Here is a 12,351-nt window from a genome sequence, read left to right as displayed (position 1 = left end):
AAGCTCCTTTGACTTCAGCACCGCGGTCTTGTGGCACTCGCTGGGGGCGCCGCCTGACCGGGTGTTATTTAGATTACTACAAGTGTTCATATTCCGCACGCTTGTTCTTATTGCGAACATTTATAGGGCGCGCACCCAACTAAGTAGCAGTTAAAGCCGTTCTGAGGCCCCAAAACGGCCTCAACTGCGACTCAGTTGGGTCAGCGCTGGGGCAGGCGGGCGGCAAGTTCAGCCGCGGCTTCCTGCAGGGTGGGGACGTGTGCAATGAGTTCCTCCAAGGTGAGGCGGAAGACCGGCACGGCCGTGGCGAGTGATGCGAAGGCGTGCCCTTGGGAGTTCAGGACCGGCACAGCGACAGCGCGCATGCCCACCTCGTTTTCCTCGTCCATCACCGCGTACCCCTGACGGCGCACCTGCTCGATTTCTTCGCGGAACTTGTCGCGATCGGTGATCGAGTGCTCGGTCAGCAGATCCAGGGGGAGCTCCTCGAGGAGGCGCTTCCGCTCGATCTCCTCCTCGAAGGCGACGATCGCTTTGCCTACGGACGTGGTGTGCAGCGCCCCCAAATGGCCGGGATCGCTGGTGACGCGGAAGGTCTTCGGCCCATCCACCTTGTTGACAGTGAGGTGATGGTTGCCATCACGGACAGACAGGATGGTGGCCTCATGCGTCCGCTCCGTTACGCGCTGAAGGACAGGCAGCGCCGTAGCGGCAAAACCATGATGATTGGAAACCCTCTGACCGAGCTGGAACACGCGCAATCCCAGGTGGTAGCGACGCCCATCGGGCTCGTAATCCACAAAGCCGTCGCGCGTCAGCGAGCCCAGCAGGCGATAGGTGGTGCTGAACGGCAGGCTGGCGCTCCTGGCCAGATCAGCCGCACTTGCACCCCGCGGTTCATTGCCCAGAAGTACCAGCAGGCTTAGGGCTTTGCCGACCATGTCGGTCTTTGTGTCCTCTTTCACACTCATAGCTCGATGCTCTCACATAGTGAGAGCTATTTCTAGATGGTGGGGACATCTCTTGACAAGTGACCCCACTCACAGCCAGTATTGCTGTATTGCACAAGTAGCTCTCACCATGTGGTTACTTTCGGGATGATCCGGCCGCACCTCGTTCTGGTCTTCCCTTTGAAGCTAGATCCGCGACATCGTCGTCACAGAAGGAACCTCCCATGAGCCAAACAATGCCGTCAGCGACGCCAGGCACTGAAACAACCACCGGAACACCCAAGAAAGCCGCGCTTGCCAGCTTCCTCGGCAGCGCCGTCGAGTACTACGACTTCTTCATCTTCGGTTCAGCCGCGGCCCTGATCTTCCCCCACGTCTTCTTCCCCTCCGCCGACGCCAACGCGGCCATCATGTCCTTCGCAACCTTCGGCTTCGCCTATGTTGCCCGGCCGGTGGGTGCCGTGATTCTGGGTCACTTCGGCGACCGTATTGGCCGGCAGAAGGTCCTGATGTTCACGCTGGTCCTGATGGGCGCAGCCACCTTCGTCATCGGCTGCCTCCCGGACTTCAAGACCATTGGCTGGTGGGCGCCCGTCCTGCTGGTCCTTGCCCGCCTTTGCCAAGGTCTTTCCGCGGCCGGCGAGCAAGCCGGCGCTTCTTCCATGACCCTTGAACACGCCCCGGACAACCGCCGCTCCTTCTTCACCTCCTGGACCCTGACCGGCACCCAGGGTGGCCAAATCCTGGCGGCACTGGTGTTCATCCCCGTGGTGGCGCTGCCGGACGAGATCAAGTACGGCATCGGCTGGCGCATTCCGTTCTGGCTCAGCGCAGTGGTGGTCCTGGTGGCCTTCTTCATCCGCCGCACCCTCCACGAGCCGCCGGCTTTCGCGGAAGCCAAGAAGAACAATGAAATCTCCAAGCTCCCCGTTGCCGATCTCCTGCGGCTGCACTGGCGCGATGTTCTCCGCGTGGTCTGCTGCGCCTTCATCGCCGCAGTCAGCACTGTCTTTGGAACCCTGGCCATCAAGTACGCCCAGGATGTTGCCGGCGTCAACAGCACCATCACGCTCTGGCTGGTGGTCGCAGCAAACGTTGTTGCCTTGGGAACCCAGCCTCTGTTCGGCATGCTCTCGGACAAGATCGGCCGCAAACCCGTCTTCATCTACGGAGCGTTGTCCAGCGCCATCATGACGCCGGTGTTCCTGCTGACCCTCGAAGGCGGCAATGTGCCGTTGATGTTCGTGGTCTCCGTTGTGTACTTCTCCTTCGGATACGCCGCAGCCAACGCCGTATGGCCGTCCTTCTACGGTGAAATGTTCAGCACCAAAGTCCGCTTCTCCGGCCTGGCCATTGGTACGCAGCTCGGCTTCCTCATGGCAGGCTTCGCCCCGGCCATCGTTACGGCCCTGGGTGGTACCAAGCCCGGCGGATGGGTCCAGATCTCCATCTTCACCGCAGTAATCTGCGTGATCGCCGCTGTCTCGGCCATGACAGCCCGCGAATCAGCAAAGACACCCACTGCAGAACTCGGCATCCACAAGCGACACCAGCACGTCTAAACCTGACGCTCCTGCCCGGTTACTTGGCTTGAAGCGCGGAAATGCCCGGCACGTCCCGCGACGTGCCGGGCATTTCGCTGCTCTCTGGCCATGTCTGGCCGAAGCAACTGGGCAGGAGCGCAGCCAGGGGCCGGAGCTAACCGCCTACCGCGGGTCCAGCACCACCGTTTGGAACGCCCCCTTGCCAGTGCCAACGTAAAGGAACAAGGTTCCATCGCCGGCTATGCCAACCAGGGCGGGATCTCCGGTTCCGGTGAAGCCATTACCCAGTGCAGCCATGGAAGAGAACATGTTCCACCCTGAGCCCAGATAGGACCGTCCCAAGAATCCGCCGCTGCCGTTGCCCGGGTAGAGCCACAGCCCGCCATCGTTGCCGCGGCCCAGAACGTCTTCACGTCCATCGCCGTCAAAGTCGCCGCCCTGGAGGACGGTGTTGAACATGTTCCAGCCCGAGCCGATCTGCCGCCACGGCAGGAATCCGCCGCTGCCGTTGCCCGGGTACATCCACAGGGCTCCATCGGAAGTGCGGGCCAGCAGGTCAGCTTTGCCGTCACCTGAGAAGTCGCCCGGTGCAAGAAGCTCGGTGAATCCCTGCCAGCCGGTACCGATCTGCTTGCGTGCCAGGAATTGGCCCCTGCCGTCGGTCGGATACAGCCACAACACCCCGTCGGATGTCCGGGCCACCAGGTCCGGGTGACTGTCGCCGTCGAAATCTCCGGCACTGACGACGGCGGTGAATCCGTTCCAGCCCGAGCCCACTTGGACTCTCGGCAGGAAGCCGCCGGAACCGTTCCCCGGGTAGAGCCACAGTGCGCCGTCGTTGGCGCGGGCCAGCACATCGGCCACGCCATCGCCGTCGAAATCACCGGCCTCCCACACCTGGGCAAACTGGTTCCATCCTGCACCGATCGGCAGGCGGGTGGCGAAACCCTGTCCGTCGCCGGGGTACAGGCTCATATCGCTGCCCTTGGCTGCCAGGACGTCAGGGCGCCTGTCGCCGGTGAAATCCTGGCCTCCAACAATGTCACCGGCACCGCTCCACCCGGTTCCCGCAACGGTTCGCGGCAGGAAGCCACCCTTGCCGTCGCCCGGGTAGGCATAGAGTGTTCCGTCGGTGGCGGTGGCCAGCAGACCAGCCGATCCCCCGCCAAACGATCCCGCCGGCGCCAGCGAGGCAAAGACATCCCATCCTTGGCCGATCTGGACACCCGCCAGGAAGCTGCCCGAGCCGTTGCCTGCATACAGCCACAGCTTGCCGTCGTTTCCTACGGCCAGGAGATCGTTACGGGAGTCGCCGTTGAAATCGCCCACGGGCACCAGTTGCGAAAAGCCCTGCCAGCCGGACCCCACGTAGCTGCGTGCAAGGAACCCGCCCTTGCCGTCGCCCGGGTACAACCACAGCCCGCCGTCACTGGTCCGGGCAAGAACATCGCCAAAACCGTCGCCGTTGACGTCCCCTGTTCCAATGACCGCATTGAAGATGCCCCAACCAGAGCCAACCTGCACCGGATCATCCAACCTGTTGCCCGGCAAGCCACTGAAAAGCAGGAGCGATCCGTCCGCTTCGCGGGACATCACGTCCGCGAGCTTGTCGCCGTCGAAGTCACCGGCCGAAAAACGCATCTGCGCCTTGAGCTTGGAATCGGCGTTGATGGTCACCGACGCGGACGTGGCCGACACCGAATTGATGGTCACCCGGGTGCCCGTGTATGTGGTGAAGGTGCTGCCGGCCTGCCATGCGTGGTTGGTGGCGTACCAAGGTTCCGGGAACGGCTTGGTGGACGGCATGAGGATCAGGGACGAAGCGACGGTTGCTCCGCCGCGCTGGACGATCTTGACGCCTCTGTTTCCTGCTGGCTTGCCGGAGTCGTCGAGGTAGCTGTCGTAACCGGCAGCCTGCCGCAGCTCCAGGTAGTAGACCTCTTTGCTGATGGGATCCGTGAATTTGATGGCACGCTGGGCGTCGGTTCCGCCCCAGGGTTTAAGGGTGTAAGTCTTGGCGCCCGTGGCAACGCCAACATCCCGGATCTCATCTCCCCGGCCGAGCCCGGCAAAGTCCCAGAGCGAGCTGCTCACCACGGGCGATTCGAATTGGGCAGCACCCATGATGTCCGTGGTGTCGCCGTACTCCCGGATGTAGCACGAGGGATCCGTGAACCGACCGTTGCCGTCAACGCCGACGTCGGACGCTCCACTGCCGCACTGCAACGCGTCCGCGTGCATCAGGCCGATGACGTGCCCGAACTCGTGGCTCATCACGTTGTTGGTGAACCCGCTGATCTGGGGAAGGAGCACCCGGCCGCTGTAGCTTCCGCTGCTGTATCCGGCGCCGAGGGCATTTCCGGACAGGGTGGAGGTGGGAATGAAAATTACCAGTGCCGTATAGGGGCTCGCTGTCCACTTCAGCTCGCTGGTGATGGTGGACATGATGGTGCTGTAACTATCGGTGGACTTCGCCTTGGACTGGTGGCCGGCAACCTTGGTGTTCACCGACATAGACAGCTTGTTGGCCGTCATCGCTTTCCAGTAGTTGCTGGTGGCCGCCACAGCTTGCTCCGCATTGGTCATGGACACCGTATTGCTGTTGTCCGCCAGCTTGGCGGTGACCAGCCGTACCCGGATATCGCCGCTGGGCCCAGCAGCCGCCGCACCGGCGTCGGGACCGGTGTTGAACGGCGTCGCACGCTCGGGGGGATTATCGAACTCGTGCTCGGAGTGCGGCGTCCCCTCCACGAACTGGACGTTCGGATTCTCCGGCCCGGGCAACGGAACCGCCGTCGCGGGGGTCTGCACAAAAAACAGGCCGGTAGCAAATACCACCAAGCCTGTAGACAACGCGATTGATCGCCGAAGCGCACCCATTCGATCTCCCTGAGCCGGAGCCTGTGGTTCCTGTGAGTCTCAAGAACCGAGATCAGGCTACAACCGGGGTGCCGGTGATCCCGGCAGGCGGGGCTCGCCACGTGGAAACCCAACTATCCCGGAATGCTTACGGAACCCTAACCGGGCCGAAATACCGTGGCAACATTGCCCCGCCACACTGGAATAGCCGGCAAGTGCAGGCACAAGCTCCAGCCCAGGAGGCCACCATGTTGAAGGAAGTCACAACACACACAACACGTATACGCGCGATCAGCCAGCTCCACCGGGGAGACGAGATCGAAGCCCGCCTGTCCGTGGGACCCGCCTATGATGACGTGGTCATCCGCCGCGGACGCGTCCAGGAAACGGCGCCGGGAATCGGCGTCGTCTGGATCATGGATCACGCCTCCGGAATGAGGAAAGCCATCAATACCGACGAATGCAGTGTTTGGCGCGTCGCCTGAACCGGCTTGACCCCAAACCCCACTCAGCCGCCGGCCACGGACTGGACAATCAGAACCTCCTGGCCAGCCGCAACCTCCGTCTCAAGACCCTTCAGACGCCGGACCTCATCACCGTTCACGTAAATATTCACGAAACGGCGGAGCGCTCCGGTTTCATCACGCAAACGCCTGGCCAGCACCGGATAATCTCCGGTCACTGAGTCCAGCAACTGTCCAACGGTCACAGCCCCGTCGGCGGACGCAGTCAGATAGGACTGTCCGCCGACGAGTGGCTGCAGGACGCCAGGCAACAGGACCGTAAAGTCAGCCATGACGGACCTAACCAGGCACCGTGGCTGGGTCTTCGGCGTCCGGATCGCGCTTCTGTGCTGCTGCCTCCACGATTTCTTCAGCTTCCGCCACCAGTGTGGCTTCCGCCGCGGCCAGCGGGTTTTCCGCCCCTGCCGGGTTTCCCACCACGACGGCTGCACGCACACAGAGCACGTCCGGCAAGTGGGATGCCACTTCAGTAAAGGTCTCGCCCTCGTCAGCGCTGGCATACACGGCTCCCCCGCGGGTTCCGAAGTACACGCCAGTGGGTTCGGCAGTGTCCACGGACGCCGCGTCCCGAAGCACGGCGTTGTATTCGTGGTCCGGCAGACCTGTGTGCAGCTCCTTCCACGTACCACCGGCATCGTCTGTGCGGTGGACGCTGAGCTTGCTGTCCGGCGGGATGCGTTCGCCGTCCGCCTTCAACGGGACCACCCATGCTGTGCCCTCCCGCCGAGGGTGAGTCAGCATCACGAACCCAAAATCGGCAGGCAGCCCGTCCGCGATTGAGTCCCAGTTCTCGCCGCCATCGTCCGTGCGGTAGACGCCATGATGATTCTGCGCGTACAAACGATTCTCGACGGCGGCATCTGCCGCAATCTTGTGAACGCACTGGCCGAACTCGGGGTTGGGATCGGGCATGAAGTAGGCCGAAATTCCCTTGTTGCGGGGCTCCCAGGAAGCACCGCCGTCGAGCGATCTGTAAACGCCGCCCGTGCTCATGGCGACGTGAACCTTCTCCCCGGAAGAATCAACCACAATGGAGTGCGCCGCCGCTCCGCCGTAGCCGGCGCCCCAATCACTGCGGTGCGGGTGGTCCCAGAGTCCGCGGTTCAGCTCAAAGTGCTCGCCGCCGTCGGTTGATTTCCATACCGAAATCGGCTCGCATCCAGCCCACACGACGCCCGGACGGGACTCGGCGTCGGGGTATATCTGCCAGATGCGCTCCAACGCGGCGTCGGTGCCGTCCGGAAACTTGATGGCACCCAGCTCGGGCTCGGTCCAGGTGACTCCGAGGTCGTCCGAGTGGGCCACCGTGGGTCCCCAGTGCTCGGACCGGACACCCACCATGATTCGTGTTTTGCCGCCCCTTGTATCAATCCCGATGCTGGGAATCTCACTCATCAGGAAGTGCGGGCCGGAGAGGGACCAGTCTTTGCGGTCCGGGCTGGTTGCGAGCCACAGGCCTTTCTTGGTCCCGATCGCGATGACGTAACTCTCTGAAGTAGCCATGAACCCCATCGAACCATCAGGGCGTGTAGGTGGCAACGATTTTCGGGCTTATGTGGATAGTCCGTTTCCAGACAAGAGGAACCCTTACGGTTACAGTGCAGCTCAACTCCTGATCGTGACGCGAAAATCGAAAAAACTTTTTCGCGGGTTGTGCCCGTTGACTGCTGCCGCGGGAAAACGTGCTTGACTGTGGTTTTGCGGTCAAGCGGGCCGCCACAAATTATTGGGGGATTAAATGTTTTGCGAGGTCAAAGAGCCATGAGGCCATCAAGAAGGATCTCCGCGGTGGTCGGCCGGTAGCAGGACCGAGCCATGATTGCAGTCTCTTTGCAAGAGGGAGCCATAGTCCTGGACCCGTTCTCCGTAAGAATGGTCCTCAGTGTGGTCACATTGACCCTGATAGTGCTGTCCTCCGCCTCCTCCCGGCGGCTCCGGTCCGCGTGCACCGGCTGGTGGCGGGTTGCCTTGCTTCTCTTCTTTGCCGGAAATTTTGCTTTCCTGCTGAACGGAACCACCTTCCTGGCCTGGGCAAATCCACCGGGCAAAGCCCTGATTGTGGCCGGAGCCTTCAGCATCTGGGCAGGTGCACGAACCCTTCGCGGCCGGAAAGTCAGCGGCTGGCAGTTGGCGCCGGCACCACTGATCACCGGCCTTACGTCAGCCATGGACGGCGCGGAATCCAGCCTGTGGTCCGGCGGCTTGGTGTATCTGGTCATGACGGCGGCAGGCCTTGGCATGGCCGCAGCAGATTTGTGGTTCGCGAAGTCCACCCAGTCGCGCGTGACGAAGTTCCTGGCCCTTATCTCCGCGCTGACATCCCTGTACTACCTGGGCCGGGCCGTCACGTTTGTGCTGGAGGGGCCGGACGGGAACTCATTCCGGACATTCTTCGGGTACGCGCCAGCGGCCCTCATGCACCTGATCCTCTTGGTATCGCTGTCCTTCACCATCAACGCGCTCAGCAACAGCCACCTGATCAAAAGGCTCCGAGAGCGCGCCGAACGGGACCACCTGACCGGACTGCTCAACAGGGGCGCCTTCCTGGGCTTGGCCGAAAAGGAACTGGAAGGTCCGGCAGCACGCCGCGGTGCAGCCCTGATCCTGGCGGACCTTGACTATTTCAAAGCCGTCAATGATGAGCACGGGCATGCCGCCGGGGACGCTGCCTTGTGTGCCTTCGCTGAGGCCTGCACCGCTTCCGTCAGGTCGACGGACCTTGTTGGGCGGTACGGCGGAGAAGAGTTCATCCTTTTCCTGCCGGGTGCAACGCAGCAGCGGGCCGAGGCCATCGCCTCGGAGATCAGCCGCCGCCTGTCCGCCATGGCAGATCCCGACGGCTTGCCCTACCCCACGGTCAGCTATGGCGTGACGTCCACGGGCGCCAAAACTCAAGACCTGACGTTCATGATCAACGTGGCAGACGCGGCACTGTACAGGGCCAAAGCACAGGGACGTGACAGGGTGGTTGGCGCGGACTCAGTGGACCCGCTGCCCACGTTCCTTGGAAGGCCGTAGTCACGAGTCACGGGCAGGCGTCCGGTTCTGCGGGCCCCCTGGTACCGCGTTGTGTGACGTTATGCCTAGGCTGTGGGTGGCAAATGAGCCTGGTTCCACCCGTGAATGACGGACAACGATGACGGAGAACAACGATGACTGAAGCAAACACCTCTGCACGTGCACAACAGCTGAAAGCCCTCCACGAAGCACCGGAAATCCTGAGCGTGGTTAATGTGTGGGATGCCATCAGTGCGCGCACTATTGCGGAACTTCCTGAAACCAAGGCAATCGCCACCGCAGGGCATTCCATTGCTGCAGCCTTCGGCTATGCCGACGGAACCATGCCCCTGGACGTCGCCCTGGACGGGGTCAAGCGCATTGTCGACGCCGTGGATCACCCGGTCACTGCGGACTTGGACGATGGTTACGAGAACCCGGCCGAGACCATCCGCCGGGCTATTGGAATCGGCGTTGTTGGTGCGAACGTTGAAGACCGGTTGCGGCCCTTCGACGAAGCCGTTGCCCGTGTACAGGCGATCATCGCAGCCGCTGCGGAAGAAGGCATTTCGTTCCAGCTGAACGCTCGGACCGACGCTATCGCGCGCGGCGGGGACCGTCCCATCAAGGACAGCATTGAGGACGCCATCGCCAGGGGACGGGCGTTTCTCGACGCCGGCGCGTCGCTGGTTTTCGTGCCCGGCGCCATGACCCGTGAGGTGATCGAGCCGCTGGTTGAGGGCCTCGGGCGCGGGAAGCTCTCCGTGATCGGTGCACCCGGAGCCCTCCCCGCAGCCGAACTCCAGGAACTGGGCGTGGCCCGCGTGTCTTATGGTCCCTTCACCCAGCGGGTGGCTCTGCGTGCTCTCCGGGATCTTGCTACGGACCTTTATGGCTCGGGCGTGGTCCCTACTGATACGCCTGCTCTGAACTAGGTAAACCAGCCGAAGCAACTGACCGCCGGCGGCTGGCCCGACCCTGCTGGCGGTGGCCGGTGGCCGGTCCCTGCTGGCGGCGGCCGGTCCCTGTCTGCGAAGGCGGGACCGGTCAGGCGCCTGAACGGGTATCGAACGCGGCCGCCGATTCCCGGAGCAGGCGGGCCACCGTGTCCACGGGCAGGCTCGCTGCTTTTCGGCGGTCGAACCGACGGAGCGCGATGTGCCGCGTGCCCAACCCGGGAACATCCAGGATGTCCACCTGATCGTGGACCACTCCCGTCAGGGCGAGGGTGGGCACAATGGCCACTCCCTCGCCGGCGGCGACGAGTGCCAGGGCGGTGAGGGTGTCGTGGTACTGGTGGACAGTCTCAATCCTGGTGCCCGTCGAGTGGCGGAGGCGTCCGAGTACTGCGGTGTTGGCTGCTGACGGTTCCACTCCCAGCCACGGCAAGTGCAGGCGGCTCAGGTCTATGTTGTCCGTGCCGAGCAGGCTCCCTGCGGGCACCACCAGCTTCCATGGCTCGTCCAGCAGGGGTTCCTGAACCATTCCGGCCGCCATCGGACGCTGCTCGGCCGCCGTCGAGTCCTGTTCAATCACTACGGCATCGAGCTGCCGTTGACGGAGCAGCCGCATGAGCGCGGGGAAACCGTCTTCAACGATCTGGATCTGCAGCTGGGGGTACTGGCTGCGCCATTCGGGAAGTCGCGGGATCACCACGGTGCGCATGAAGCTGGTGAAGCCGCCCACCCGCACCACTCCCGCAATATTTACTTCGCTCTGCATCCGGGCACGGGCCACGTTGAGTGCCCGTTCTATTTCTTCCCCGGCCTCTGCCATGGCCAGTCCGGCGGGTGTGAGCACTGATCCTTTGGGGGTCCGCAGGAGTAAGGCCTGGCCCGCCTCGTGCTCGAGTTTGCTGAGCTGCTGCGACACTGCGGACGGCGTTATCCGCAGTTCATCGGCTGCTGCAAGAACGCCTCCGGTGCGGGCAACTGCCAGCAGAACCAGCAGCCTGCGGGGGTCCATATCCATGTTAAGCGCTCCTAAACATGGGATTCAGAATAATGCAATTGAACTAAACCTGTAACTCCCTCAATATTGACTCACAAGCACGATTCAGTCACGCAGCATCGACCCCCGAATCAAGCACCCATCCTGGACCTTACGCCGCCCGACGGCTTCATCAGGATGCCCAAATCCTGAAAGGACTCCCATGGAACTGCTGTTCGAAATTGCCGGTTGGACCGGCGCGGTGGCAATGCTCGGCGGCTACATGGCGGTGTCCATGGGGTGGCTGCAGGCGGGCAGCACTTTCCAGACCGTCAATCTCTTTGGGTCATGCGCGTTCATCATCAACGGCACGCTCCATGGGGCCTGGCCGTCCGTAGTGACGAACGTGGCCTGGTTCCTGATCTCAGCCGTGGCACTTCTGCGCATGAGGGCCAAGCTCCGGCCCGCGGAGGCCACGGCCCAGGCACAGGAGAGCCCGTCACTTGGCCCGGATACCGCGGCTCAGGTCATCGTAGCGGCCGCTCGCCCGGACACCGCAGCCCAGGTCATCGTAGCGGCCACACGCCCGGCCGCCAGCTGCGCATAGCGGGCATCCCGGCCGGCTGCGCATAACGTTGACAAGCGCTGACGGGCACTGAAGAGCGCCACCAAGTCCGTCAGTCCACAAACTCCGACTGCGTTTCGATGAAGTCCCAATCCTCAATGGTCAAAACTCCGCTGACCTTATCCGGGTGGGGTCCGCCGGCTTCGGCAATATGCTGCAATACCTGCAGGGGCAGTTCATCGGCCCGCAGGTTTTCGCGCAGCCACTCTTTGCTGTCCAGGTGCAGGTCCAGCCACCACATATAGATTTCCATCGCGGACCGCCTTTCTTCGGATTAACGGTAGGCCGGGATGGGTATCTCTACAAGGGTCCACGGCCGTCTGCTTGATCCGTGTCAGATGCCCCGAACATGCTGTTCAAGGACACGCCGCAGAGCAACAATAGGGGTATGGCTGCGGAAGGTTTCAGCGGACGGATTCCCTTGGTTGTCGGAGTGCTTCCGGACCAGCATGTGGAGGTCCTGCAGACTGCCCGGACCTTGGCCGAACAACTGGGCGTGCCGCTGGTTTGTGCTTATGTGGACGAGGCGAGCTACCTCGTGGAATGGGACCCTTCGCGTGAAACGCACCGGATGTCCCTGCATCCCGAAAAGGATGACGAGGACGTCGCTGCTGTCCGGGATGATCTGGGCAAGGCCATCGCTGAGACCATGGATGGCGGCACCGCCGATTGGACATTACGCTTGCTGGCCGGTGATCCTGCCCGGGCGCTGGGCCGCCTGGCCTCTGACATCGACGCCTCGATGATCATTGTGGGGTCGCCGGAGCCTGGCCTGGGGCACCGTATTTCTGAAGCCCTGAACGGCTCGGTGGCGGCTTGGCTGAGTCACCACCAGCGGCGTCCGGTGCTGATTGTGCCCCAAAAGAAGAGGCACGACGCCGCCCATAGAAACTAAAGCGAAAGTACTTATTCGAGGTGGTGGC

The 12,351-nt window shown here is 62.7% G+C and carries 12 protein-coding genes; 6 read left to right on the top strand and 6 right to left on the bottom strand.

The window, feature by feature from the left end; translation table 11 throughout:
- Window positions 1–200 precede the first annotated feature (200 nt).
- Window positions 201–971 (bottom strand): IclR family transcriptional regulator, encoded by a 771-nt coding sequence (locus CQ020_RS18440; protein WP_105693162.1) that lies wholly within the window; start codon window positions 969–971, stop codon window positions 201–203.
- A gap of 203 nt (window positions 972–1,174) precedes the next feature.
- Between CQ020_RS18440 and CQ020_RS18435 the strand changes: the two genes are divergently transcribed.
- The gene (locus CQ020_RS18435) at window positions 1,175–2,512 is read left to right on the top strand and encodes an MFS transporter (protein WP_105693161.1); all 1,338 of its coding nucleotides are present in this window, start codon (window positions 1,175–1,177) and stop codon (window positions 2,510–2,512) included.
- A 144-nt stretch (window positions 2,513–2,656) separates the two neighbouring features.
- On the opposite strand, the gene CQ020_RS18430 is transcribed toward CQ020_RS18435, so the two are convergent.
- The gene (locus CQ020_RS18430) at window positions 2,657–5,374 is read right to left on the bottom strand and encodes a VCBS repeat-containing protein (RefSeq protein ID WP_105693160.1); all 2,718 of its coding nucleotides are present in this window, start codon (window positions 5,372–5,374) and stop codon (window positions 2,657–2,659) included.
- Window positions 5,375–5,601: 227 nt separating this feature from the next.
- Here CQ020_RS18430 and CQ020_RS18425 point away from each other — a divergent pair, with 227 nt between their 5' ends.
- The gene (locus tag CQ020_RS18425) at window positions 5,602–5,838 is read left to right on the top strand and encodes a hypothetical protein (RefSeq protein ID WP_024818712.1); all 237 of its coding nucleotides are present in this window, start codon (window positions 5,602–5,604) and stop codon (window positions 5,836–5,838) included.
- Between the two features lie 23 nt (window positions 5,839–5,861).
- On the opposite strand, the gene CQ020_RS18420 is transcribed toward CQ020_RS18425, so the two are convergent.
- Complete coding sequence (locus CQ020_RS18420; protein WP_091325917.1) at window positions 5,862–6,149, bottom strand: MoaD/ThiS family protein; 288 nt, start codon at window positions 6,147–6,149, stop codon at window positions 5,862–5,864.
- Window positions 6,150–6,156: 7 nt separating this feature from the next.
- A complete protein-coding gene (locus tag CQ020_RS18415; protein WP_258142076.1) occupies window positions 6,157–7,389 on the bottom strand; it encodes an exo-alpha-sialidase in 1,233 nt (410 codons plus the stop codon).
- 303 nt (window positions 7,390–7,692) lie between these two features.
- Between CQ020_RS18415 and CQ020_RS18410 the strand changes: the two genes are divergently transcribed.
- A complete protein-coding gene (locus CQ020_RS18410) occupies window positions 7,693–8,895 on the top strand; it encodes a GGDEF domain-containing protein (RefSeq protein ID WP_105693159.1) in 1,203 nt (400 codons plus the stop codon).
- Window positions 8,896–9,029: 134 nt separating this feature from the next.
- Window positions 9,030–9,809: an isocitrate lyase/phosphoenolpyruvate mutase family protein gene (locus CQ020_RS18405; protein ID WP_105693158.1), complete on the top strand. Its 780-nt coding sequence runs from the start codon at window positions 9,030–9,032 to the stop codon at window positions 9,807–9,809.
- Between the two features lie 112 nt (window positions 9,810–9,921).
- Here the strand turns inward: CQ020_RS18405 and CQ020_RS18400 are convergent, their stop codons facing one another.
- The gene (locus CQ020_RS18400) at window positions 9,922–10,845 is read right to left on the bottom strand and encodes a LysR family transcriptional regulator (RefSeq protein WP_105693157.1); all 924 of its coding nucleotides are present in this window, start codon (window positions 10,843–10,845) and stop codon (window positions 9,922–9,924) included.
- Between the two features lie 181 nt (window positions 10,846–11,026).
- Here CQ020_RS18400 and CQ020_RS18395 point away from each other — a divergent pair, with 181 nt between their 5' ends.
- Window positions 11,027–11,410 carry a YgjV family protein gene (locus CQ020_RS18395; protein ID WP_181151950.1) on the top strand — a complete coding sequence of 128 codons (384 nt, stop codon included), beginning with the start codon at window positions 11,027–11,029 and terminating at the stop codon, window positions 11,408–11,410.
- A 70-nt stretch (window positions 11,411–11,480) separates the two neighbouring features.
- On the opposite strand, the gene CQ020_RS18390 is transcribed toward CQ020_RS18395, so the two are convergent.
- Entirely contained in the window at window positions 11,481–11,681 is a 201-nt protein-coding gene (locus CQ020_RS18390) for a hypothetical protein (RefSeq protein ID WP_024818719.1), read from the bottom strand.
- Window positions 11,682–11,816: 135 nt separating this feature from the next.
- On the opposite strand from CQ020_RS18390, the gene CQ020_RS18385 reads away from it, so the two are divergent.
- The gene (locus CQ020_RS18385) at window positions 11,817–12,323 is read left to right on the top strand and encodes a universal stress protein (protein ID WP_105693156.1); all 507 of its coding nucleotides are present in this window, start codon (window positions 11,817–11,819) and stop codon (window positions 12,321–12,323) included.
- Window positions 12,324–12,351: the final 28 nt, after the last annotated feature.

The organism is Arthrobacter sp. MYb23, from assembly GCF_002979775.1.
In the GTDB taxonomy this organism is placed as follows: domain Bacteria; phylum Actinomycetota; class Actinomycetes; order Actinomycetales; family Micrococcaceae; genus Arthrobacter.
This window is presented reverse-complemented; position numbering and strand designations above follow the sequence as displayed.